Here is a 24,699-nt window from a genome sequence, read left to right as displayed (position 1 = left end):
GGGCGGTGATTTTTGCGATGGTTAAAATTCGAGTTTTTCGAATCTGCCGGCGTTAGTTTTCAAATGCCAAAAGCTCAGGAAGGGAAGCTACTTCCCGGGTTTCCTCGAACCGCGCCGCATGGCCGAGAAGGCGCTGACCGCCGTCATCCAGGAAGCTTATGTGCAAGGCATCTCGACCCGGTCGGTTGACGACCTGGTCAAGGCCATGGGCATGAGCGGTCATCTCCAAGAGCCAGGTCTCGCGGCTGTGCGAGGAGATCGACGGCAAGGTGAAGGCCTTCCTCGAGCGGCCGATCGAGGGCGATTGGCCATACCTGTGGATCGACGCCACTTACCTGAAGGTCCGCCGCGGTGGGCGGATCGTCTCGGTCGCCGTTATCATCGCCGTCGGCGTCAACGCGGACGGCCGGCGCGAGGTCCTGGGCATGGAGATTGGCACCTCGGAGGCCGAGCCGATCTGGACGGAGTTCCTGCGCAAGCTGACACGTCGCGGCCTGCGCGGCGTCAAGCTCGTCGTCTCCGACGCGCACGAAGGCCTCAAGAGCGCCGTCACCAAGGTGCTGTGCGCGACATGGCAGCGCTGCCGCGTCCATTATGCCGATGTCCGGATTATGCCGACCTTGGGGGTGGATGTCGGCTTCGGAGGCGGTGATCGCTGCGATGGGGTCGGCATAATCACCGGCGGTCTGACGGATCGTGCAAACTCCTCTTCTTGTTTCCAAAGAAGGGGATGCTTTCATGTCAATCGATCCGTTTCGCGTTCGCGTCCAGGGCCCGCTTGCCCCGTTTGCGGCTGGGTTTGCCGGCGAACTCGCCCGACAAGGCTATACGCCGCTTTCCGCTCGCGAGCAGATGCGGCTGGTGGCGCGATTGAGCCGCTGGCTCGCATTGGAAGGCATGGATGTGGAGGGACTGGGTGCGAGCGAGGTCGATCGGTTCGTCCGTACCCGTCGTGCCGCTGGTCCGCAACTCCGCTCGATCAAAGCACTGCAGCCCCTGTTGGCCTATTTGCAGTCTCGCGGCGTGGTGCTGCCGTCGCCCCGTGCACCCGACGATCCGGCAGATCAGCTGCTGGAACGATACCAACGCTATCTGGCGATTGAGCGCGGTTTGGGGAAAGCGACCGCCGATGTCTATGCCCGGATGGTGCGCCCCTTTCTGCGTCATCGATTGTCGTCCGACGGGCGTGCCCTGGACCTTGCGGGTTTGGCCGCGACCGACGTCGTCACCTTTGTCGTGGCACGTTGCCCTCAGTTGAGCCGCGGCGCGGCAAGCCTGACTGTAACGGCGCTGCGGTCGCTGCTCACGTTCCTTCATGTCGAGGGTCTCATCGCGCGATCTCTTGCCGCTTGCGTGCCCTCGGTCGCCGGTCGGCGATTGGCTGGGTTGCCAAAGGGACTGGATTGCGACCAGGTTCAGCGCCTGCTGACGTCCTGCGGCCGCGATACGTCGAACGGCTGCCGCGACTTCGCGGTCCTGACCATGTTGGTTCGTCTCGGCTTGCGGGCGGGGGAAGTCGCCAAGCTCAAGCTTGACGACCTGGATTGGCGGACCGGTGAGATTCTCGTACGGGGCAAAGGAAGCTGCATTGAACACCTTCCCTTGCCGGCCGATGTCGGCGAAGCGGTGGCGGCCTATCTGCGCCACGGCCGTCCCCGGACCGCCCAGGGCCGGACAGTATTTGTGCGAGTCAGGGCGCCCCACGATGCCCTCACAAGCGCTGGCGTGTCGCAAATCGTGGCCGCCGCCGGTTGCCGCACCGGGCTCGGCCGGATCCACGCCCACCGCCTGCGCCATACGGCGGCGTCGGCGATGTTGCGCGCCGGCGCGTCGCTACCGGAGGTCGGGCAGGTCCTGCGTCATCGCCGCGCCCTGACAACGGCGATCTATGCCAAGGTTGATCGCGAAGCCCTGCGAACGATCGCCCGCCCTTGGCCGGGAGAGGTGGCATGAGCGCCCTTCGCCAGGCCCTGGCCGATTACCTGGCCATGCGTCGCGCCCTCGGCTACACGCTTGTTCGGTCCGAGAAGCTTCTTGCCCAGTTCCTCACCTATCTCGAGGCGCAGGGCGAAGACCACCTGACCACCAAGACGGCCCTCACTTGGGCGATGCTGCCGGCAGGCGCCGATCGAAGCTGGATGTCGGCGCGACTTTCCGTCGTTCGCCGCTTTGCGACCCATCTGCGCGGGTTCGAGCCGGCAACCGAGGTGCCGCCGTGTGATCTGCTGCCGGGGCGATCTTGCCGAGCGACGCCCTACCTCTATTCGCAGGAGGACGTCATCGCCTTGATGACGGCAACCGCGGCCTTGCGCACGCCGCATCGGGAAGCAACCTACCGGACCCTGATCGGCTTGCTGGCCGTGACCGGAATGCGGGTTGGAGAAGCGATCGGCCTGGACCGCGACGACTTCGATGCGATCGGCGGCGGCCTCACCATTCGGCGCGGAAAGTCCGGAAAATCCCGCGAGTTGGCGTTACATCCGAGCACTGTTGCGGCCCTCGGCAATTATCTGCGCCGGCGCGATCGACCCCGCCGGCCGCCGAACACGCCCGCCCTGTTCGTCTCACCGGCCGGCACTAGGCTGCTCTATGTGAACGTTCAAAACACGTTCCAGAAGCTCGTCTGTCGCGTCGGCATCGCCCCGCGCTCGGCAGGTTGCCGACCACGGCTCCACGACCTGCGGCACGCGTTTGCCGTTCGCACGCTTCTTGATGCTTATCGCGACGGCGGCGACCCGGGGCGCCGGCTTGCCCTGCTGTCGACCTATCTCGGTCACGTCGATCCGGGCAAGACGTACTGGTATCTCTCGGCGGCTCCGGAATTGCTGCAACTGGCCGGTGATCGTCTGGAACGACGGATCGGAGGCGGCGCATGACCGCCCTCAGCGCGACCTTGCAGGCGTTCTTCACCGACCGCCTGATCCGGCAGCGGCAAGCCAGCCCGCATACGCTCGCCGCCTATCGGGACACCCTGCGGCTGATGCTGGTCTTCGCCGCCGCGCGGCATGACACAGAGCCTTCCAGGCTGGAGTTCAACGACCTCGATGCCGCGTGTGTCGGCGACTTCCTCGATCACCTCGAGCGTCATCGAGGCAACAGCGCGCGGACCCGGAATGCGCGGCTTGCCGCAATCCGGTCGTTGTTCCGGTTCGCCGCCCTTCGTTACCCCGAGTACGCCGCGACAATCGAACGGGTGCTCGCGATTCCGCCTAAGCGTTTTGAGCGACGGCTTGTGACGTTCCTGACGGAGGAGGAACTCGATGTATTGCTGTCCGCCCCCGCGCGGTCGACCTGGACCGGGCGGCGCGACCACGCCTTGCTTCGGCTCGCCGCCCAAACCGGCCTGCGGGCGTCCGAACTGATCGGCCTTCACTGCGCCGATATCCATCTCGGTTCCGGCGCTCATGTCAGCTGTATCGGAAAGGGGCGAAAGCAGCGGATCACACCCCTTACCTCCAACATGGCCGCCGTGCTGCGCGTCTGGCTGGCCGAACGTGCCGGGCAGCCGGCCGATCCCCTCTTCCCTACACAGACCGGCAGGATGATCAGCCGCGACGCTCTCGAGCACCGGCTCGCGAGGTATGTCGAAATCGCTGCCAGAAACTGTCCGTCGCTGCAGCGGAAAAGGGTCACACTGCACACCTTGCGTCATACCGCGGCAATGCGACTGCTGCGTGCCGGCGTCGACACCTCGGTGATCGCGCTGTGGCTTGGCCACGAACAGATCGAGACTACCCACATCTACTTGCACGCCGATCTGGAGCTTAAAGAACGCACCCTGGCGAAAACCACGCCGGCCAACACGGCGCCAGGACGCTACAGACCGCCCGACAAGCTTCTCGCTTTCCTCGAGGCGCTCTGATTATGCCGACCCCATCGCAGCGATCACCGCCTCCGAAGCCGACATCCACCCCCAAGGTCGGCATAATCCGGACATCGGCATAATGGACGTTATGCCGACGTCGGCATAAGGTGCACTTCATGAGGAACGTGCTGGCCCATGCCGGCAAGAGCGGCCGCAGGGTCGTCTCAGCCTTCATCGCCACCGCTTTCGCCCAAGAGACCTCGGAAGCCGCCAGCACCCAATGGCGTGCCGTCGCCGACCAGATCCGGCCGAAGGTGCCGAAGCTGGCGACAATCATGGACGATGCCGAGCTCGACGTGCTGGCCTATATGACCTTCCCGAAGGAACATCGCGCCAAGCTCCACTCGACGAATCCGATCGAGCGTCTCAACGGAGAGATCAAGCGGCGCACCGAGGTCGTCGGAATCTTCCCGAACGACGACGCGATCGTGCGCAATCCTGCTCAAACAGAACGATGAGGCAGTGCAGCGGGCCAGATATATGACCCTGGAAACGATCAGCCAGATGAGCGATGATCCCCTGATCAGCCTGCCAGCCGTGGCGCGCTGATTGCCCGGCCCATGCCGGAGAGCACGGCGATCAATGCCGCCAGCTACACCACGCAGCGGGACACGATCGCGTGCTATTCGGAAATCTGCCCGTCTGACCGGTTGCTTTCGTTGAACCTCAGGAAGGAGAAAAGAGCGTCCAATCATGGGCGGCCCGGGCCGCCATGTGGGAGGTAGTGCCTCCTTGGCATGGGACACTATGATCTGCCGTGAGGGGCAAGCTGCGACTTTGGGCCTTGATCGGATCTTAGGTTAACCGTGCCCGCGTCGTGCGCGGCGTGGCCAGAAGCAGGCTCGTTTCGCTGCCGGTTATGCCGGCTATGAGTCGGATACGCCGCAACACCGCATCGAAATCGGTCAGTGATGCCGTCCCGAGTTCGACCACCAGATCCCAGCGACCATTGGTGGTATGGATGGTCGAGACCTCCGGGAAGCCGCCCAGCGCCCGGACCACGCGGTCGGCGGCATGGCCCTCAATCTCAACTAGCATGATGCCGCGGATGCGTTGATCAACGGCGTCGGCGCGCAGCACCACCGTGTAGCCGATGATATCGCCGGACCGTTCCAGCCGCTCCATACGTGCCCTGACCGTGGCGCGCGAGACGCCGAGATCGACGGCGAGATCCGACACGCTGCGCCGAGCGTCATGTCGCAGCAGGGTCACGAGCCGTTCGTCGAGCGCATCCATCGGGGTTCCATTTTGATCAGTTTGGGTGCCATTACGATAAATCATGCTTCCCGAATTGCCAATTCTGCCTGTTCATATCGCCGGCTCGCCATGATCTTCTCGCGCTCATTCGAACTTGGGCGCGGGAAAAACAATGCGTTGCAAAATCGTCGGGGCGCCGGTGCAAGACGGCGCTGGCAGAATGGGATGCGAAATGGGGCCGAGTGCGCTGAGGACCGCCGGACTTGTTGAGGTGCTGTCCGGCCTCGGCCACGCTGTCGAGGATATGGGCGCCGTCCAGGCAATTCCGGCGAGGCGCGTCGTGCATGGCAATCTGGCGCTGAAGGCCCTGCCCGAAATATCGGCCTGGACATCCGCGATTGCCGAGGCCGCCTACGCGGCGAGCGAGGACGCCATGCCGATCTTTCTCGGCGGCGACCATTCAATCTCAGCCGGGACCGTGTCGGGCCTGGCCCGCCGCGCCGCCGAGGCCGGGCGCCCGCTGTTCGTGCTGTGGCTCGACGCACATCCGGATTTCCACACGCTCGACACCACCGCCAGTGGCAATCTGCACGGTGTTCCGCTCGCTTACGCCAGTGGCCAGCCGGGCTTTAGCGGCTATTTTCCGGATCTGCCGGCAGCGGTCGATCCCAAGCGTATCTGCACCATGGGCCTGCGCAGTGTCGACCCGGCCGAGCGCAGTGCGCTCAACCAGGCGGGCGTGACCGTGCACGATATGCGCGCCATCGACGAACATGGCATCGCGCCGCTGCTGCGCGCCTTCCTGGCGCGTGTGTCGGCCGAAGACGGGCTGCTGCATGTCAGTCTCGACGTCGACTTCCTCGACCCCTCGATTGCGCCGGCGGTCGGCACCACGGTTCCCGGCGGCGCGACGTTTCGCGAGGCGCATCTGGTGATGGAGATGCTGTCCGACAGCGGCCTCGTCTCCAGCCTGGACCTGGTCGAGCTGAATCCCTTTCTGGACGAGCGCGGCCGAACCGCGACGCTGATGGTCGACCTGACGGCGAGCCTGATGGGCCGCCGCATCATGGATCGCCCCACCCGCAGCCATTCCGGGAGCTTTTGATCATGACCACGGCAAAGCTGAACATCGTCCCCTTCGTCAGCGTCGACCGTATGATGAAGCTGGTGATTGCAATCGGCGTCGAGCGCTTCCTGACCGAGCTCGCCAGCTACATCGAGGAAGACTTCCGTCGCTGGGAACTTTTCGACAAGACGCCGCGCATCGCCTCGCACAGCCACGATGGCGTCATCGAACTGATGCCGACGAGCGATGGGCGCCTCTATGGCTTCAAATATGTCAACGGCCATCCGAAGAATATGCGCCAGGGTTTACAGACGGTCACCGCCTTCGGCGTGCTCGCCGATGTCGGCAGCGGCTATCCGATGCTGCTCACCGAGATGACCATCCTGACTGCGCTGCGCACCGCCGCCACATCCGCTGTCGCGGCAAAGTATCTGGCGCCGAGCGGCACGCGCACCATGGCCATCATCGGCAATGGCGCCCAGTCGGAATTCCAGGCAATCGCTTTCAAAGCGCTGACCGGTATCGACCGGCTGAGGCTCTACGACATCGACCGGTCCGCCTCGCGGAAATGCGCGAAGAACCTGGCTGGCATGGGATTCGATATCACCATCTGCGGGACCGGGCAGGAAGCGGTTGAAGGTGCCGGGATCATCACGACCGTCACCGCCGACAAGCAGTGCGCCACCATTCTCACCGACAACATGGTCGGCTCCGGCGTCCATATCAACGCCGTCGGCGGCGACTGCCCCGGCAAGACCGAACTCCACAAGGACATCCTGCTGCGCTCCGACATTTTCGTCGAATTCCCGCCACAGACACGCATCGAGGGCGAGATCCAACAGCTGGATCCTGACCATCCAGTGACCGAGCTCTGGGAAGTGATCACCGCCAAGGCACAAGGCCGCCGAGACGCCAAGCAGATCACGCTGTTCGATTCAGTCGGCTTCGCCATCGAGGATTTTTCGGCGCTGCGATATGTGCGCGACCAGCTACAAGCGACCGGCCTCTATGAGGAACTCGATTTGCTCGCCGATCCCGACGAGCCACGCGACTTGTTTGGCATGCTGTTGAGGGCAGCCATGCAGCCGGCAGCATAACAAGGCTCGCTCAAAAACTGTATCCGCCCTCCTGCCCAATTGCGCTTGCACCTTCATTGCTGGGCGGTGCCGCGCCCGAACTGGTTCATGCAGAGTTTCGTGACCCATGCCCCCGCCGCGTTCCTCTTTGTAACTTCTTGTCTTGTGCACCCGGTGCGCTTTGCTGTAGCGAAGCTGCTGACGTAGATTGGGGCTACGGCAACTGAAGAGCAAATGAAGGGTTGGCCAAATGCCTGAAGGTCTTATCAACTCAGACGCGGAATTGCTCGAGATGACCGCCGACATCGTTTCCGCCTATGTCAGCAACAATCCGGTTCCAGTTGCGGAACTCGCTCGTATAATTGCCGATACCTATGAAGCAATCAGCAAGCTGCAGGGAGCACCCGCACCCAAAGCGGAAGAGAGGCCTACACCCGCTGTCCCGATCAAGAAATCGGTGACGCCCGATTTCATCATCTGCCTGGAAGACGGCAAGAAGTTCAAATCGCTCAAACGGCACCTAGACACTCACTACGATCTGTCACCGAATGCGTACCGTGCGAAATGGGGCCTGCCCTCCGACTATCCGATGGTTGCGCCGAATTATGCCGCGGCGCGATCGAAGATGGCGAAGGCGATCGGCCTGGGACGGAAGGCCGTAGCGCCTGAGCCTGAAGGGGCGCCAGCGAAGCGCCGCAAGATCGGCATCAAGACGACCTGACATCGGGGCTATTTTGCTCAAAGGGCCCGCGTTCTGTTGCAGGGGCGCGGGCTGATCGTTTTCTGATAGGATGAACCCTTACCCTCATTCGAAGGCAGCCGCTGTCGAGAACACCATCCCTCAAGGGATGATCACACTCTCGCAGATGGCATCTGGGAAAACGCGGCGATGATCGCCTCAAGCGATACATTCAATGCGTTGGAAAAGGTCCTGCCCTTCTGCCAAATCGCAACGTAGTGATAGAGCGCGGACGGTTCCACCGGCTTTGCTTCGAGATGAAACGCCGCGTATTCACGCGCAATGATCTCATTGGTTATCGAAATGCCTAGGCCAGCCGAAACGTACCCGGCTTCGTGACCGTTGCAATCGAATTCCACCAGTATGTCTGGCTCAACGCCGGCGAAGCGCAAGGCATTGAAGTTCATTTGGTGGGCGGCGAACTGCGGATCGATATCGACGATCGTTTCGCCTGCCAGGTCGTGAGCCTCGATACAGGTCTGTTGTGAAAAGCGGTGGTCGGGATGGAAGATGCATACGTTTCGTGCCGACCCAAGGGGTGCCCACTCAAACAGGCGTGGATCCAGTGGCAATCTCGAGATTCCGAGATCCGCCCGCCCAGCCAGGATGTGCTCGCCGATCTGCTCGTAGCTTCCCGAAATCGACCGGACATTCGAAGCGGTCTTTGAGTGGATAATCGCCACAACCTTGGGCAAGGTCACGAAACCGAAAACAGAAGGCGCGGCAATCGCAATCCTCTGCTTTTCCTCGTTCTTCATCGCGAAGATCGACGCTTCCAGCCGATCCAGGGACGTCAGGGCAAGTTCCACATTTCGCAGGAGTTCCCAGGCTTCCTGCAAGGGAACGATTCTGTTGGCTGATCTCTTGAAGAGTGTGATGCCGAGCGTGGTCTCGAGTTGCTTCACATGTTGACTGACGGCCGGCTGGCTTATCCCGAGCGCAACCGCTGCTCGCCTTGTCGAACCGGCCCGCAACACTTCCCGGAAGACCTTCAGTTGACGGAGCTTCAGGTCGCTCTGCAGCAACTCCATTCCCTGCGCTCCTTCCCTGATAACGCCACCCGGGAAGCAGATACCGCCAACCTGGGGAGCAACGAACCGCCACAGTATATAACGGTGCGTTATAGATAAAATAATAAAAATTATAGATTGAGTGTGTAATTTCAAGCGCTAGAATAAACCAACAACGTAAATTAACTCCAAATTATAAATATAACAACTCGCAACCTTGGGTTATACGACTTGGTCTGAGTGACAAAGGCCGGCGTATCCTGCGGTAATGCGAGTCGAGGAAAGCGCCCAATGGGTGGTTTTACTACTCAGTTTATTGTCGCACTCAACGTGACCATAGGCCTGGCCCTTGTCAGCGGATGCCTGGGTACGGCCTTTGGGTTGTTCTTGGCGATTTCGAAGGGCACGGCACAACCGCGCCTCAACAGCGTTGTGACGGCCTACACCACGGTTGTCCGGGGTGTACCAGAACTTCTCATTATCCTGCTCATCTACTTCGGCGGAACGACCCTCGCCAGCAAGATCGCCGGCCGGTACGTGGAGGTGAACGCATTCACCGCAGGGGTTATCGCGCTTTCGGTCGTCTTCAGCGGTTATGCTACCGAAGTGTTTCGCGGCGCAATTGCGGCAGTGCCAGCGGGTCAAACCGAAGCGGCAAAGGCGCTTGGGCTGAACGCATGGCAGCGATGGATGTTCGTCATCGGACCTCAGATGCTGCGGCTGGCGCTGCCTGCCTATGGCAATCTCTGGATTTCACTCTTCAAGGATACCGCGCTGGTCTCAATCGTTGGCCTGACCGACATCATGCGCGTTGCGTATGTAGGGGCCGGGTCCTTGCGCGCACCATTGACCTTCTACCTAGCGGCCTCCGCTCTCTATCTCTCGCTGACCACCGTCACGCTGCTGTCGATCCGGCTGGCTGAGCGGCGCTATCCGGCACTCGGCCGGTAGGAGGGAGCGACCGATGAACCTCGGCTTGATGCTTGACGCGCTGGTTGTCCTGCCTTCGGGCATCGGCCTCACCTTAACCCTGACGGTCTTGTCGCTGACGGCCGGATTTCTTCTGTCCGTGCCGCTGGCCTTCATGCGAGCGTTCGGACGTCCCGGCCTCTCGCTCGCGGTGCTCTCATACACCTATGTGATCCGCGGGACGCCGATGCTCGTTCAACTCTTCCTGCTCTACTATGGCCTCGGTCAGATCGAGGCGGTGCGAGCCAGCATCTTCTGGGTGATCCTGCGGGATCCTTTCTGGTGCGCCCTTCTGACATTTTCGCTGAACAGCGCGGCACACACCACCGAGATCCTGTGCCGCGGTCTCCAGTCCGTGCCTAAGGGTGTCACCGAGGCGGCCACGTCTCTCGGCTTGAAACGCTTCCAGATCGCTCGCCTGGTCACCTTCCCGATCGCCTTCAGGATATCGCTACCGGCCTACGGCAACGAGGTCGTTGGGATGATCAAGGGTTCGTCGCTGGCGAGCACCGTGACGCTGCTCGAGATCACCGGCATGGCGAGGCAGATGGTATCGACCACGTTCGCGCCCTACGAGATCTTCATCGTCGCCGGGGCGATCTACCTATCGCTGACGTCGATCGCCGTGAAAGCGATCCAACTCCTAGAGCGGCGACTGTCGACTGACGGCCATCCGGTGCATCGACGAAAGCCTCGCTTGCGCCCGGCATTGCCTGATCACGAGATCACGACGCCGCCCCTGCCCTGACGCCGCGGCTTTTGAACTGCCCTTTCCATCCAAACCAACGATGAGGTGCATCATGCGCATACCCCTAGCTATTGCTGTTTCTATCGCATCCCTGATGTCGGCATTCCCGGCCAGCGCCGAAAGCGAGCGCGTCATTTCGATCGCCTCCGAAGGTGCTTCCCCGCCGTGGGACGGCACCGACGCGAACGGTCAACTCTACGGTTACGATATCGATGTTGGACAGGAGCTGTGCCGTCGCATCGAGATCAAATGTACCTTCGTCCCGCAGGATTGGGACGGGATCATCCCGGCACTGCTTGTCGGCAAGTTCGACGTCATCATGTCCGGCATGGCGATTACAGAAAAACGCAAGCAGTCAATCGCGTTCTCGATCCCCTACGCCGCCGGCTTCAACCAGTTCGTGGTGCGCAAGGACTTGGGTCTCGACGCCGGCGACACCAAGGAAAAGGTCAACCTCTCGACCATCGGGGACAAGGAAAAGGCGACCATCGAACGGCTCCGATCGACACTCGCGGGCAAGGCGATCGGGGCCCTGCGTTCGTCGAATTCGGAAGCCGTCGTGAAGGAAATCCTGGGCGATGTCGTGACCATTCGCAGTTATGACAGCCTGGACAACATGAAGCTCGATCTTGCCGCGGGGCGCATCGACGGCGGCCTCGCCGACTACTTCACCTGGCGGGATTTTCTGGAGACACCTTCCGGTTCGGACGCGGTGTTTTTCGGGCCGGAATTGAAGGGCGGGCTCTGGGGGCCGGGCGTCGGCGCCGGGATGCGCAAGGACGATACCGAGTTGCTCGCCAAGTTCAACGCGGCAATCGACGCGGCTACCAAGGATGGGACGATCAAGGCGCTGAGCCTGAAATGGTTCAAGAGCGATATCTCGCCGGCCTTCTCGCAATAGGCGGCACCCGACTTCGACATTGACGTGGCGCTGGCCGGAACGCCGGCGCCCTCCCCTCCTTCAAGGCGAGCTCCATGAAAGACCAGTTCTGCGCGGTCGTTACCGGCCAATCCCTGATCACGCACGACGTCCGTGACGTCAAAGACGAACGTTTCATCGCGGTTGCGGACTTCCTGCGCCAAGGCGACGTCGTCTTCACCAACTTCGAGTCGACAATCCTCGGCAAGCACGGCGGGTGGCCGACCAAGGGCAAATACTTCGGATATTCCAGGGCTGAAGTGCTCGACGCATTGCAGGCCATCGGTTTCAACGCGCTTGCGCTCGCAAACAACCACGCCTTCGATCTCGGCGCCGGCGGTATCCTCTCGACGCTGGAGGAAGTGGAAGCGCGAGGTTTCCTGCACGCCGGCATCGGGGCCAACGAGACGGAGGCCAGGAAACCGGGCCGCCGCCGGCTGGGCGCGCGCGAGGTCGCGCTTCTTGCGATGGATGCGGGCCCCGGCCCGACCAACATGTATGCCGAAGACCGCACGGCCTTCCGGCCGGCTCGGCCCGGCGTCAATCGTCTGAACACCGTTCGCAAGATGGGGGTGCCGGACGGACATTTCCGCAGACTGGCAAGGCTTGGCGCCCATTTGCAAAGCTCCCCCTTTGAACTGACCAACTATGCGCAACCGGAGGATCCGGTAGAGGTGGCCGACACGGAGATCAATTTCTACGGCACCGTGTTCACGCAAGCCGCCGATTTCGGCCGTTTGATCGAAGTCGATCAGCGGAGCGCGAGTGTCCAACTGTCCGCCATCCGGCACGCGGCGGCACAAGGCGATTTCGTCATTGCCTATCTGCACCACCATCATTGGGAACCAGGTTGGCAGGACGTGCCGCGCTGGGTGCAGACCTTTGCCAGGATGTGCATCGACGCCGGCGCCAACCTATTCGTCAGCCACGGCGCTCCGGTGCTGCAGGCGGTGGAAATCTACAATGGCTCGCCGATCTTCTACGGCCTCGGAAATTTCCTCTTCCACGTCCACCCAGACGAAACCGAATGGGACCCACCGGAAGTCTGGCAAAGCATCGTCGCCACGTGCCGCTATGATGCGGGCGGAAACCTCGCAGAAATGGATCTCCTGCCCGTCGTGATCGGCGCGGAAGCTCAGTCCCTCGGATCAGCAACAGGCAGACTGGTGCCCGTCGCCGTCACGGGAAGCGCGGCGCGAGACATCCTTGAGGGATTCGCGACCCGCTCGCGGGCGTTCGGCGTCGAGATCGAAGTGTCCTCGGCTTGCGGCCGCATCGCCGTGCCCGCTGCACGAAAATTCGGATGACCGGCCCGACCGGCCCTCAGACGGTGTGGCGTCGAGAATTATCTGTCGCTGTCCGGAATTAAGCGGGGCTGCGGACGTCGTGTGCGCCGTCGTTTCGGCGCTCGTGCAGAAGTTTCTGGGCGTCGCTGCCGCACGACATGCCGCGAAGCGTGATCTCGATCCGGGGAAGACGAATGCGGCCGTCGCCGCTGGTGACGGCAGCGCAGTTCTGGAGAAGGTGGCAAAGCGCGCGAAGGGAGGTGTTCTGACCGTAGGTGGCGATCGCCTCGTAAGCGTTGGATCCCTCAACGTTGTATTCGGCTCCTATCCTCACGCAGTCCTCCCGCGTCGGCTGCCCGATCTCGAAACGCATGCCGATACGGCTTTGGATCTGATCCATAGCGTGGGTATCACGCTTCGTGCCAGCTAACCGATGGGTGTTGCCCGCGAGTAGCAAAGCGAAACCGCAGTGCTCCTGAAGATGCAGCAGCTCCCGCAAAACAGTGGGTGTGAAGTTCTGATATTCGTCCACCAGCAACGGACGCGTCGGGCCGTATCGAGCGCCCAAAAAGTTCATGCAATCCTTCGCAAGGTCGTATGTGTGCTTGCTGTCCTTTTGGACGCCGTAGGCGTCGTGCAGCATCAGGAACATCGGCCTGATAGCCTTGGTATGCTGCGCAACCTCACAGTACGCAGCTCCGCTTTGGGTGGCTATCCAGTTGAGCGCTACAGTCTTGCCGAGCCCGGCTTTGCCGACCGCAAGCACCGGATATCGCATCTTCACGGCCGTATCAAAGGCAGCCTGCACGGTGAGCGCGGCGCGGGTTTCGATAAACGTCATCCGACGATCCGCTTGGCCAGGTCCATCTGAGCAGCTATGCGCTCGTCCTGTTCGCTTCGGCACTCGTCGGCGGGCAAAGGCCTCTTCGGCATCACAATGCGTGCCTGCCGCTTCGCCGGATCGTAAGAGACGACGCCGACAGGCTCGTTGGGAACCGTGTCAGGCTGGGCTTGGCCGCGGGCGATCAGGCGTGCAGCCACATCGATATCAGGCGCTGATCGATCAAGGTCACGCACCGCCTGCCGGTGCGCCCTCGCGCGTTCGGCTGCTGTTTTTGCGCCACGCTTGTCGAGCGGATGGAATTCGACATCGGGAAAGGCTATGCCGACTCGTTCACCATGCCGGTCAAGCAACAGCAACTCGGCCGGTGTGTGATAGGCCGGAACACGAACCCATACCTTCTCGTACTGGTAAGCCTGCAATTCCGGACATGTCCAATGACGGCCGCCGACGGATATCGCACCCTGAATAACCGACCGCTCTTCAGTTCGAGCACATGCCGCGCGCACTTCATCGCGGCTCACCGCAGTCGGCGCCCATCCCACCTCGAGGTGTTCGCGGTATGCGGCCTGAGGTGAGAGACCTTTGAGCGCGCTCTTCTTACCCTGCGCAGTGTGATTGTAGGTGCGCACGAAACCTTCTATGGCTGGCACTACATCCTCGAACGCCCCAAACGGAGCGACCGTCCTGCCGATCGCCTCCTGCTTCTTGTTCATTCGGTTGCCGCCAATGTGGCCACGCGCCGTGCTGAAATAGCGCGTCTCCAAATCACCGAACAGACGCTCAATCGGCTTTGCGGAGGCGTTGTAGGGCAAGGCGTTGATAACGCGGGTTGATCGGGAGGGGCCATGGAAGCTCTGCACGGTGAGCTGCATGGCATCGTCTAGAAAAGCGGCGAAGCCGAATTCCGCGCCGTTGTCGACATAGAGCGACTGCGGCATGCCCCACGCTTCGATCATGGACGCTAAGACTTCGATTACGTCGCAATTTTGCACGCCGCCGCGCTTTTCGAAAAAGATCAACCCGATCCAGAGGCGCTGCGTCGCCCAGTCTAAGAATCCGATCAGCCTAGCAGTCGCGAGCGTGCCGTCAGGACGAGTGAGGTGAATGTCCACTGGGTGTACATCGCCCACCACCAGCTCCATCGGCTGCATGCCGGCGAGGGTTCGGCGGATCCGGGGCCGGCGATCATCATACGCCTTATGATCTCGCTTAAACCGGTGGACGTTTCGAAAATGGAGTTCCGCCGAGACGAGTTCGGGTGGGACAGAACAAGCGCGCTCCAGTACGTTAGGATCGCCGGGACGAAAGCCCCACGCTCGAGTCGCGTCGATCAGGAACTTCTCGGCTTCTTTCAGGGTGTGGCCCCATGACATGCCGCCTTTGAGCAGGCCGCGGATTTCCTGTTTTAGGTCGCCAGCGATTTTCGTCCTGGTGGAGGTGTCGAACGGGACCAGCTTGTCCCACTTTCGGCTTATGATGAAACGCTTCTTGCCCTTGTCCGATCGACCATGCCGGCCGACTTTCATGCCTTCGTTAAAGCGTGCTGCATGACGCTGTAGCGTCCGCAGGCAGTAGCTGACCGCCCTACCCTCCCAGTTCCGCGTTGGCTTGCCCGCCAGCTCGGCTAATACGGCGGCGCGGGCGGTAGATTTGGCTGCATACTGAACCGCTGGCCCCAGGTAATCGAGCCCCCATGCGTTCTCTGCCGTCCTGCCGGTGATCGATTTCGACTGGTTTCCAACGGGGGTTTGAGAGGCCTTTAGACGGTGCTGATATTCGAGCGGCAGAGACGTGGAATTGACCTGATATTGCTCTCCGTCGTTGCCGCCGCGCCGCCCTTTGACCTTTCGTACTTCGAGCGCGGTTTTGCGCCAGCGACGCAGAACAAGAGCGCGGTGGGCGACTTGTCGCCGAATGCCGACCAGCGCAGCAAACTCAACCGTGGACAGCCACTCACCCATAGCGATGGCCGCTACTCTCGCGGCAGAGCATCTCGCGGAGGGCCAGTACGTTCGGCCCGTTGCGCTTTTCGGTCACCGCATAAACGGCTACCATTCGGCAAATGCCGTGATCCGGTACCACCTGCTTAGGGATAAGCCTTGCGCCACAAACCCCGCACGAACTTCTACGAGGAGATCGGAGGGACCTGTTTCCACGCTGTTTTGAAGCCGTTGCAATCACATTGCAACACGGCTTCAAAACGAAATGTCGTCAACTCCCCCAGATGACAGACTCGATCGTTGATCGCTACATTGACGACCTAAAGCGGCACTTCAAGGTAATGAGCGACGACGACCTCTCGCGCAAGATCAACATAGGCAAGTCAACGCTAGCAAGCTGGCGTCGCCGCGGGGCAATTCCTGAAGATTTTTGCAAAGACATGCTGGATGGTGAGCGTGTCGACTATTTCAAGATCGTCCGCGATCACCTCGCGGAGGCAACATCAATGTCAGCCGCCGGCGAGAAAATACTCTTAAGCGCTGCAATCTCGCTGGGACGTCAGCTCGATGAGGCCTCCGCTAGGGACTGGGCCAGTTGGATCGCTGACAACCGCCTTCGAATATTCCAGGAAATCGTAAAGCTCGATGAGGCAGAGCGCATCGACGAAACGATCGATAACCAATACGTGGCGAGCCGTCTTGTCGGGTTAGCCATGCGCACTGCGGAAGGGAATCTACTAACCGCAGCAGAACTGAAAAGAATCCGCCGAGAGGCGCGAGCGGCACTCACCCGGTGAGGGTTACCAAACCTGTCGCTGGTGGGTTACCAAAACGCGTCATGGGTGGCCTTGGGTTACCAATCGATGTCGCAATTATCTCAATGAATACAGCGCGTTAGCACCACTTCGAAATTAATTGTCGTTGGGACACAATGGTAACCCTGTTGACCGAAGGGCATTGGTAACCCAATCGTGCGAAAGTGGCGGGATATCAGCCACTTAGCACTCCGGCTGACGACAAATAATTCTGGACGCCGACGACAGATAATTCTGGACAGCACACCACACTGCCATTTATGCGACTTTCGCGGCACAAAACGAGAACACGTCGACGCCGACATAACCGCCTCGTTACCAGATCACAGCGTCAGATCCGAGCCTCAAGCGAAAGCGCCTGAATGTCGGCGGTACACGCGATCTTGGCGGTGTGGCATTGCGGCCAGATCATGATGATCGCGCGATAGTGTGCTGCGACTTCAGGTTCCCCACGGCTGATTGGACGTCAGGGGGAGGACTACATCCTCGTTATCCTTTGAGCCGTCGTGCCAGGCGCTTGATCGCGACGCGATCGGAATCAACGATGAGGAAGTACGGCGTCGGGTATCCCTCAACCCAGGTGCCAGAGACCCGTCCTTCGCCAATTTCAGAAATAATCAGTCCGATGGCGGGATTGAACCGGCGCAGCGACATGGCACTCTCAACATGCAAGGCAGGTACGTCGACGGAGTCCTTCTTCAAGACGAGAGGGATCAGCTGCAGTGCGTCGGCCACCGGGTCGCTTCCCACACAAATCGGATCAAAGGTCAGGAACAAGTCCTCACGCACGTGTACGCGAGGCAATCGTTCCGAAATCGTATGGGAAAGGCTCACGTAGTCGTCCTCAGCAAGGTCGGCGAGCGCTTCGGCGAGCTCGTCCGTCGACAGGCTCGGGAAGGCGGCGACCAGAGCATTCTCATCGAGGTTCCAGGGCAGGCCATCGACGGATGTCGTGCAAATCCATTTTCCCACTGCCGATCCCTCCGGGCTCAGATCACCGACGGTCTCTGTTGGTGAAGGCATCGCGTCCTCCTCGTCGTGGGCCGCCGGAGCTGGTAGCGACATGTCCGCCAGCATATCGTCGATGCGGCGGATAACCCTTCGGCAAAGCGCGGCGAACGAACGGATATCCGCTGCCACCAACTCGACTGTCTCGCCCAACTTCGCTTCCTTGGCGTGTTGCGTGAATTTGGCATCAACCACGCCAAGATTGTGCCCAATCAAATGGCGCTTTTGAATGTTGAGGGACAGCACCGCCAGCTCCTGCGCGTCGAGTTCCGCGAACGGATCGAACAAGAATTCGTCGAAGCGCTTTCGACCTTTATCAATGTTCTGAAAGTCGTTGACGACCGACTTAGCAGCCATCGATCCCAAAGGCCGATTGTGAATTCGATAGGCGTACGCTACCTTAAGCGTCGCCTCGAAGGCGGTGAGTACGTCCTCATGAGCATTGCCGAGCAGTCGATAGGCCAGCTCCTGACGGTCCTTGCCCAACGCTTCCGCCAGATCGACCTGCTGGCCGACCAACTCGGCCTCACGAGAAAAGTGCAGCGCTAGGTTGGGCGCCCCGCAGTCCGGGCAAAATAGCGCAATCGCGAATACACCATAGTCCCGCCCGCAGCAGTCGCAAACCAGCAGACGCATGAGGTCACGGCGTCCGAAACGCGGCCTAGGTTTGCTCTGCCGGGGGGCCGGCTTGTAAGTGATCGACTTGCTGCCTCGCGCCACACCGGCCAGCATTTCCGATACCGCGTCTTGCATGTCCTGCAGGGCCGCTTGCTTCACAATCTTGACCGCCGCCTTGCGATCCTCGGGATGTGTGAACTGGGAATCGTCAGCCCTAATTCCGCTATAGGGGCAGACAGTCCCCGGAGTGCCGGCGGTATATTTCGTCCGCGCGGCTCTATCAGGATCCGCAGCGAAGCCGACGACAGTCTCGCCGAGTACAAAATGCCTCGGATGAGCGTCGACATTGGGTGAGTATCGATAGACCCTGCCGTCAGGCGTCCTGGGCACTGGGATGCTCAGCTGCATCTTCGTTCGCGTACCGCCCATGCGCATTTTTTCAAGTCGTTTCAGTCTCACCGCGCCCCCCTGCAACGGAATGATATCCACTTCTACACGATTCCGAGGCAGTGGCGTACCATCGTGCAAAGTACAACTGGGGCTCGCAGGCCCTGTTCCAAAATGCTCAGCGGGAGCCGCAGCAGCTACGATGAGAGCATGAGGACTGTGGGGCGATTGGTTGCGGAGACTCGCTGGGCGGCCGGAGCCGAGCCACATAAAGTGTCTGTTTGGTCGGCCGCAACGTGACTGCCCCACAAAACCTCATGCTCCCCCCGGCCGACCTGTCGTCCTCGTACACATGGCCGTGCCACCAGCACCAGCAGCACCTTGTCGAGGGACACTCGGCATGGTCATCATGATGATCATCGGGCACACACAGGGCGTGTTACGGGGTGTCATGAAGACCACGGGAAAGGAGTGGCCAGTCCCTGAACGACTAAAGGCGCAGCCTTTAGAGCCACGCCTAGCCATAGGTAGTTCGTTTAGACTCTCCAAGTGCCATGGCAAGACCCATGGGCTCGCGACACCATTGTGCCTCCACTCAGCGAGTAGAGGTGTTATAGAGCGGATACGAGTGCATTGCAAGAGGGGAGCGCATGTCCAGCATTACGAAGAGGCACATACCTACCAGAGAGTTGCTAGGTGAGTACCTCACCTTCGTACCCCGTCCCCAGGAGGTAGACCACTTCGAAGTGGACATGCGTACCCTGAACCCCACCCTCTTACGGGATAGCATACGGGAGGGAGTGCAGGTGCGCCGCCTGCAGGCGGTACCAGTAGACCAGCAGCGCCAGATAATCCACCGCATATACACACGGAAGGTCAAGGAGTTCTCCTCGATCTACCCCTTCGTATTCGCCGTAGAGAACAGCCTGAGGTCAGTGTTGGCCGACTACCTCGAGGACAGGTTCGGCAGGATGGACTGGTGGACCATCATCAGGGACGGCCGGGACGCAGGACAGACCTACCAGAATTTCCCCAACATTCGAGGCGTGGTCATCAACCCCGGCTTCGTCAAGGCCGTCTGGAAGGTGTTCGACGACATGATCAGCGCCACGCTGATTCACAAGGTCACGGGACCCGACAAGAGCGACGAGTTCTACTATTGTCTTACGCTCGGAGAACTCTGGAGCATCATCAAGGCGGACTGGGGCTTGATGCGGGGCATGTTTTGCGCCAACGCGGAGCTGGGATTCAACCTCGACAAGACCGTGTTCGACGACACGTTACGGGTCATCAAGGAAACCCGGAACGAGCTCTTCCATAGCAATCCCATCAAGGACCGTAAGAAGGTCGTCGAGGCTTGCGAGCGCATACTTAATGCGCTCCAGTTCCATCTCGGCGACTATGACGCCGACCTGGGCGCCGCCCAATGCTCGCAGATTCCGCCGACAGTCAACCGCGCGCAGCGACACGTCATCCCAGCTCGATAGATTTTCTCTCACGACATGGTGTGTGACGACCCGGAGCCGAAGGTCGTCACGAGGATCGTCGAACGCAAATCCGATGTCCCCCTTTCGCTGTTCGACTGCATGCCGGAAGCAGTGGCGACGGAGGTCTGTGGACCCAGCGGGAGCGTTGCGCTGAATCTCGAGCGGCTAGGGCTGGCGGGTCAGGATGGCCGGACCCGCCTCGCTAAAGTCAGGAAGCTGCTGGCTGACCGCTAGGTCGTAAGGCGGCGTTCCTGTTCGGCGGCGAGGATGGCCGCCAGCTCGGCGAGTGCGGCATCGGTCAGGTGCCGGACCAGAAGCTCAGTCGCCAGCGGCTCGGCAAGAACGGTCTCTCCGGTCTGTCCGGGAATCCGGAAAGGCGTGCCTGACGTGAAAACTTGGTCGTCGAGGATTTTCCGCGATCCGGACGAACGGATCGCACCGAGCATGCTTTCGACCATGAACGCGGTCGCTTCCCCTGCGAGCTGGCGGAGTCCGTGATGCTCTGCATGTTCCTGACCGAATCGCTCGACCATCTCGCCGGACAGCGCTGCTACGGGCTTCTCGCCATTCATAATGCGGCGCCGCATCTCCGGGAGGATCGGCGATTCCTCTGCGAGGGCCAGGAGCGCATTTCCATTCTTTAACTTCGCAGCCCTGCTGCGGATTCGTTTCGGCCATTCGGTTGACATGCCTCTTGCCTTTCGGACATCACAGCAGTGATGTCTCTTGTTGGAATGGGCAGGGACATATGATGCCCGGGGTGAGGTGTCAACAGTCATCTCTGTCAGACAGGTCTCGAAGTGCATCGGCCCTTCTGATCTCTGCCTCAATGTCGATACCCGAACGACAGCTTCTGCGTATCATCAATGAAGGCGATAGCTTAGAATCTCGAATTACCAGTCGGGGATGGTGAGCCGTTCGTATAAAAAATAGCAAAAAAAGCAGGTTTTCTGGTGCGCATGCCATTCGATGGGACCACCAGCCAGCTCTATCTGGATTTGCTAAGCAAACAGATCCGCAACGGCGAGCTCTTCACGAGCAGCTTTAAGAGGCTTGGGACGCGCCACTGTCGCCCGCGAGCTCTCACCGGTACCTGGGAGCATTACTGATGCGCGAACGACACCTGACGAAGGAAGCTGCCACTTGGGCGGGAAGAACAGCTCGATATCTCCTCGTGACCCCGAGTATTTCGCTTTGATCCGGCTGCGCGCGCTGGTCAGTTCAGGAACTGCTTCGCGACAATATTTGTCGAGTTCGCAGAATAGGCCCTGGCAGTCGATACCGTGCAGCCTGCGGCCGAACAAACCGCGGAAGGGCAGCTCCAGGCGTCGAAATTCCTCGTCCTGTCGGTCAACCATCCAGAGGATAGTATCCGCTGGCGAGTAATCACCCAGATCAGTGAAGGCCTTCTTCAGGCCACGCAGCGCGCCTGGACCCGCCTGGGTATAGTCGTTCTCGCTGAAGTCGAGCAGCTCCGAGTAATTGAGGTCAATCGCGGTCTGATAGGCCATGAACGGTCCCATCAACGGAAAGCTCTGCAACAGTTCGACCACCGCTTTCAGGGATGGTGCCTGCAGCACCCGCTCGGCACAGGCATGATCGAGGAACATGTACTTGAACAGCGCAACGTGGTTACGGTGCTTCTCGTCGAAACCGAACGCCTTATTGGCGCAGAGGATAAACGCGCCGGTATAGAGCCCGCCGTTCCGTGCCTTGACCCGATCCAGAGCCTGCTCGAATTCGCCTGAGCGCAAATGATCGAGGCGAGGTGCCCCACCAAGTTCATAGGCAACGGACTCCCAAGTCGCGATGTTGCTAAAGGTGCGGAATGCGGTGATCTGGAACACCCGGTCGCGAGCGGTGGTTTCGGCGTCCTGGCCGTACGCTACGTCCTTGATCATGAACTGGGAGACACGGTCAGCCGCCCGGAAGACGTTGCAGAACTTGTAAATCTGCAGGATCGGGTCAAACGTCCAAGGTTGGCTCTTGCCGGCCAGGCGCGCCTCGAAGGCGGCTTGCCGCCGTGAGGCGAACGTCCAGTACAGCTCGTACACGCCCTTGCGGGCCTGGGGCGGGGTACGTCGGATGAAGGGGGTCGGGGACGAGTTCATAGCTGCCTCAAGAATACACCAGTGCCGTGCAGATTGAAGTATCGCGTGTCGGCCGCGAGTTTTTTTGCGGCTATTCTCTCACCTATCGTGTCGATGTGGCGGTCGTGTCCGGTCCAATGGTCGAAAACGATCGCACCCCCGATTTGAGTCTTCTCCGCTATGACACGAATAACCGCTTCCGCCGACGTGAAATTGTCGGTATCGACGAAAGAAAGCACCAAGTCTTCTGCGGCAAGGCGTGACACGGACTCCACCACGTCGCCCTTGACCACCTCTACGTTGCGGCGGGCGAACACGGCTCTTATCATTTCCACGTCCAGGTACACGCAATCGGGATGACTATACATGTCGAGCGGGCTGCGCTTGTCTGGGAAACCGCCGAACGTGTCGAATCCGTACACCTTCCAATCCGCCCCGAGTGCCTCAATGAAGCGCGAGATCAGCATGGTAGTTCCGCCCTTGAACATGCCGAACTCCGCCACGCACCCCTTGAGGCCCCGGCGGTGCGCGTTCTGCAGGCACTGATAGATATGAACGAGGCAGTGCCGGTAGCCGTTGGCGAAGGACGGAATGAAGACGTCGCGCCTGATCTTGTCAAAAACGGGATCGCTGAATTCAAAGTGCGAGAAGCCGCCGATGACGATTTTCGTTTTGGCCGGCAGCGTTAAAGCGATGGCTTCGAGGATCGATTCCTTCCCTGCGTCCTCGGCGATGACCACGATGTCGGGGTGGTGGGCGGGCAGGTCTTCAAGGGGCTTAACCGACGCCCCGCCTTGCCGGGCAAAGATGCCGATCAACTCGGCCGCACCGCGGGTGAGGATCGGGTCCGCCGCAATGTCGAAGGCAGCCGCGGACCAACCGGCAATGGCCACCCGCGAGCCCGGCTCGCGTTCGGTGACGGCCTCGCGCAGCTTCAGCTTGAGTTTTGAGAGGTCTTCGGGGCTCATGCGGAGGTTCCGGATTGGAGAAAGGCGGTCAGGGCCTGCCTGTTGCCGTGAACAAGCAATGCGAGCAATTCGGTCGCGTGTTCCGAGAGGGTGGTCGCAAGCGCGAGCCTTTCCTCGGGCTCAGCACGATCTTCGGCCCCATGCCAGCAAGCGTCAAAAGCCGTGTTTACGTCCCTGATGATCTCGGCGATTGGGCGGGTGGGTGGATTCAGCTCCAGCCGGTCGAGCAACGTGTCGAAGTTCTGCTCATAGCTACTGAGCGGGACGGGCGCGTCCGCCGGCACTAGCGCGCCGGCAGGCAGGCTCTCGGCAAGGAACAGGCGGTACTTCTCGACGTAGACGAGCAGGTCGACAGCGGTGTCTAGGCCCGTCTCGCCGGCAAGCCCTGCACCGGTCGCCGACAGTGTGTCGAGTCTGTCCACCTTGCGGGCAATGTTCGGCTGGATGCTGACCAGCTCCCCCCGCTTTTTCCAGGCTCCGCCATAGGCGCGATCCTTCTCGGCATGCAGCCTTTTGACCGCAGCCTTGAAGTCGCCGACCATGTCGGCGCTGCGGCGCGAACACGCGGCGAGGAAATCGGCAATAGGCCGCTGCGGGACCGCATGCAGCAAACTGGGATATTTGCGGGCGTACTGCTCGTATAGCGCAGCCACGTAGTCGCAGGCAGGCAACCGCGCCAGTTCACGGGCCAAGCGCTCTCCGCCCCACAGCGTGTGCGCCTGGGCTACATGGACCAACGTCAGGCCGCTGTCGAGCAGCGGGTCACCGATCTCACCGAAACTTCCAAGCGGCGCGTCGGGCCGCGCGGACATCTCGGCCTCAAGCGCAAACCAGCGGTCGAGTTTCGTCTGGAACCCATCCCACGGAGTCGCGAACTCCGCCCGGCCTAGGCCAAAATCATAGGGCGAAAGTCCCTGGAAGCCGGTCACCATCTGTCCGCCGCGCTCGAAATGGTCGGCATAGATGTGGAACGACATAGCAAGATAATCGGCTTGGCCGACCTGGGCGTTCACCCAATAGGCCAGCATCTCATGCAGGATGCTCCACTCGAAAGCGTTGACCCCCGAAAAGCCCCACCACACGTCGTTGCTGCGCAAGGTGGCGCACATGTGCAGCCGGTCATCGCGGATTATCCAGCCCAGCCAGTTGTTGCAGGGAATGTCCTTGGAGGGCTCGTAGTCCCGGGCGGGGTCGAACAGAGCCATGACTGCTTGGCGACTTGTGCGTTCGGTGGAAAGGAGCCTGCGCACCGCGTCGACCTGGTCGACGCCGCTCCAGCGCCGCAGGCGCGGGCCGTAGGCACCCCGCCAGGTCTGGCCGTCATCGGAGAACTGCGGTGCGCGCGACAGATATTTCTTGAGCCAAGCTATGTCATCGCGACCGGCAAGGACCCACATGCTCTCAGCGAACTGGGCCGCAACATCGTTGTGGCGCCTGGGAGCGAACAAATAGCGCTCCAGCGGCCGTTCTAGCCGGGTGGTCCTGGCGATCAGTTCCTTCGTCTGGCGCTCTTTGACAAAGACGTTGGCTCCGTCGAGAAGGAGTTCCTCAACGCTCTGGACAAGAGCAAAACTAATGTTTCGGTAGGAGGGCATGTCGATTCCGGCGTTTTACTTTTTGAGTGGACTTGAGCCGAAAAACCGCGAAGAATCACACAAACTCTAGAA

21 protein-coding genes and 2 pseudogenes are annotated in these 24,699 nt (G+C 60.8%); 14 read left to right on the top strand and 9 right to left on the bottom strand.

The genetic code is table 11. The features are described from left to right. Positions 1-70: 70 nt before the first annotated feature. The 5 genes and pseudogenes from DH08_RS14800 to DH08_RS14780 form a co-directional block, all read left to right on the top strand. Positions 71-596: pseudogene (locus DH08_RS14800) on the top strand (IS256 family transposase); the annotation flags it as partial. A gap of 142 nt (positions 597-738) precedes the next feature. Then, entirely contained in the window at positions 739-1,953 is a 1,215-nt protein-coding gene (locus DH08_RS14795) for a site-specific integrase (protein WP_192179999.1), read from the top strand. After that, on the top strand, positions 1,950-2,876 hold the full coding sequence (locus DH08_RS14790; protein WP_192179998.1) for a tyrosine-type recombinase/integrase: 927 nt from the start codon (positions 1,950-1,952) through the stop codon (positions 2,874-2,876). Before DH08_RS14795 ends, DH08_RS14790 begins: the two co-directional genes overlap by 4 nt. Beyond that, on the top strand, positions 2,873-3,862 hold the full coding sequence (locus DH08_RS14785; protein ID WP_192179997.1) for a tyrosine-type recombinase/integrase: 990 nt from the start codon (positions 2,873-2,875) through the stop codon (positions 3,860-3,862). The genes DH08_RS14790 and DH08_RS14785 overlap by 4 nt, the downstream gene beginning before the upstream one ends. Before the next feature lie 83 nt (positions 3,863-3,945). After that, positions 3,946-4,414 (top strand): annotated as a pseudogene (locus DH08_RS14780) (transposase); the annotation flags it as partial. Between the two features lie 246 nt (positions 4,415-4,660). On the opposite strand, the gene DH08_RS14775 reads toward DH08_RS14780, so the two are convergent. After that, positions 4,661-5,101, bottom strand: a complete 441-nt coding sequence (locus DH08_RS14775; protein WP_192179996.1) for an Lrp/AsnC family transcriptional regulator — start codon at positions 5,099-5,101, stop codon at positions 4,661-4,663. A 133-nt stretch (positions 5,102-5,234) separates the two neighbouring features. On the opposite strand from DH08_RS14775, the gene rocF reads away from it, so the two are divergent. From rocF to DH08_RS14760, 3 genes are all read left to right on the top strand, one after another. Then, a complete protein-coding gene (gene rocF, locus DH08_RS14770) occupies positions 5,235-6,167 on the top strand; it encodes an arginase (RefSeq protein ID WP_192179995.1) in 933 nt (310 codons plus the stop codon). A gap of 2 nt (positions 6,168-6,169) precedes the next feature. Beyond that, the gene (locus DH08_RS14765) at positions 6,170-7,225 is read left to right on the top strand and encodes an ornithine cyclodeaminase (RefSeq protein ID WP_192179994.1); all 1,056 of its coding nucleotides are present in this window, start codon (positions 6,170-6,172) and stop codon (positions 7,223-7,225) included. Between the two features lie 229 nt (positions 7,226-7,454). Further along, a complete protein-coding gene (locus DH08_RS14760; RefSeq protein ID WP_192179993.1) occupies positions 7,455-7,925 on the top strand; it encodes a Ros/MucR family transcriptional regulator in 471 nt (156 codons plus the stop codon). A gap of 131 nt (positions 7,926-8,056) precedes the next feature. On the opposite strand, the gene DH08_RS14755 is transcribed toward DH08_RS14760, so the two are convergent. Then, positions 8,057-8,974: a LysR family transcriptional regulator gene (locus tag DH08_RS14755; protein ID WP_192179992.1), complete on the bottom strand. Its 918-nt coding sequence runs from the start codon at positions 8,972-8,974 to the stop codon at positions 8,057-8,059. Positions 8,975-9,244: 270 nt separating this feature from the next. On the opposite strand from DH08_RS14755, the gene DH08_RS14750 reads away from it, so the two are divergent. The 4 genes from DH08_RS14750 (at position 9,245) to DH08_RS14735 (ending at position 12,896) form a co-directional block, all read left to right on the top strand. Beyond that, on the top strand, positions 9,245-9,904 hold the full coding sequence (locus DH08_RS14750; RefSeq protein ID WP_192179991.1) for an ABC transporter permease: 660 nt from the start codon (positions 9,245-9,247) through the stop codon (positions 9,902-9,904). A gap of 13 nt (positions 9,905-9,917) precedes the next feature. Further along, positions 9,918-10,670: an ABC transporter permease gene (locus DH08_RS14745; RefSeq protein WP_192179990.1), complete on the top strand. Its 753-nt coding sequence runs from the start codon at positions 9,918-9,920 to the stop codon at positions 10,668-10,670. 52 nt (positions 10,671-10,722) lie between these two features. After that, positions 10,723-11,571, top strand: a complete 849-nt coding sequence (locus DH08_RS14740; RefSeq protein ID WP_192179989.1) for a transporter substrate-binding domain-containing protein — start codon at positions 10,723-10,725, stop codon at positions 11,569-11,571. A 74-nt stretch (positions 11,572-11,645) separates the two neighbouring features. Continuing rightward, positions 11,646-12,896 (top strand): CapA family protein, encoded by a 1,251-nt coding sequence (locus DH08_RS14735; protein ID WP_192179988.1) that lies wholly within the window; start codon positions 11,646-11,648, stop codon positions 12,894-12,896. A gap of 58 nt (positions 12,897-12,954) precedes the next feature. Here DH08_RS14735 and DH08_RS14730 read toward each other — a convergent pair whose 3' ends face one another. Together DH08_RS14730 and DH08_RS14725 are read right to left on the bottom strand one after the other, a co-directional pair. Next, entirely contained in the window at positions 12,955-13,716 is a 762-nt protein-coding gene (locus DH08_RS14730; protein ID WP_192179987.1) for an AAA family ATPase, read from the bottom strand. Next, positions 13,713-15,680 (bottom strand): hypothetical protein, encoded by a 1,968-nt coding sequence (locus tag DH08_RS14725; protein WP_192179986.1) that lies wholly within the window; start codon positions 15,678-15,680, stop codon positions 13,713-13,715. Before DH08_RS14725 ends, DH08_RS14730 begins: the two co-directional genes overlap by 4 nt. Positions 15,681-16,000: 320 nt before the next feature. Between DH08_RS14725 and DH08_RS14720 the strand changes: the two genes are divergently transcribed. Next, entirely contained in the window at positions 16,001-16,456 is a 456-nt protein-coding gene (locus DH08_RS14720; protein ID WP_210328740.1) for a hypothetical protein, read from the top strand. A 507-nt stretch (positions 16,457-16,963) separates the two neighbouring features. Here DH08_RS14720 and DH08_RS14715 read toward each other — a convergent pair. Next, positions 16,964-18,589, bottom strand: coding sequence for a hypothetical protein (locus DH08_RS14715; RefSeq protein ID WP_192179984.1), 1,626 nt, complete (start codon positions 18,587-18,589; stop codon positions 16,964-16,966). Positions 18,590-19,137: 548 nt separating this feature from the next. Between DH08_RS14715 and DH08_RS14710 the strand changes: the two genes are divergently transcribed. Next, a complete protein-coding gene (locus DH08_RS14710) occupies positions 19,138-19,974 on the top strand; it encodes a hypothetical protein (protein ID WP_192179983.1) in 837 nt (278 codons plus the stop codon). Positions 19,975-20,204: 230 nt separating this feature from the next. Here the strand turns inward: DH08_RS14710 and DH08_RS14705 are convergent, their stop codons facing one another. From DH08_RS14705 to DH08_RS14690, 4 genes are all read right to left on the bottom strand, one after another. Next, positions 20,205-20,663, bottom strand: a complete 459-nt coding sequence (locus DH08_RS14705) for a hypothetical protein (protein WP_192179982.1) — start codon at positions 20,661-20,663, stop codon at positions 20,205-20,207. 312 nt (positions 20,664-20,975) lie between these two features. Next, positions 20,976-22,085 (bottom strand): nucleotide kinase domain-containing protein, encoded by a 1,110-nt coding sequence (locus tag DH08_RS14700; RefSeq protein WP_192179981.1) that lies wholly within the window; start codon positions 22,083-22,085, stop codon positions 20,976-20,978. Continuing rightward, a complete protein-coding gene (locus tag DH08_RS14695; protein WP_192179980.1) occupies positions 22,082-23,032 on the bottom strand; it encodes a TylF/MycF/NovP-related O-methyltransferase in 951 nt (316 codons plus the stop codon). The genes DH08_RS14700 and DH08_RS14695 overlap by 4 nt, the downstream gene beginning before the upstream one ends. Further along, positions 23,029-24,627, bottom strand: coding sequence for a thymidylate synthase (locus DH08_RS14690; protein WP_192179979.1), 1,599 nt, complete (start codon positions 24,625-24,627; stop codon positions 23,029-23,031). Before DH08_RS14690 ends, DH08_RS14695 begins: the two co-directional genes overlap by 4 nt. Positions 24,628-24,699 lie beyond the last annotated feature (72 nt).

It is taken from the genome of Mesorhizobium amorphae (assembly GCF_014843845.1).
Lineage (GTDB): Bacteria > Pseudomonadota > Alphaproteobacteria > Rhizobiales > Rhizobiaceae > Mesorhizobium > Mesorhizobium amorphae_A.
The sequence above is the reverse complement of the archived record's forward strand: the minus strand, read 5'-3'. Positions and strand labels throughout refer to the sequence as shown.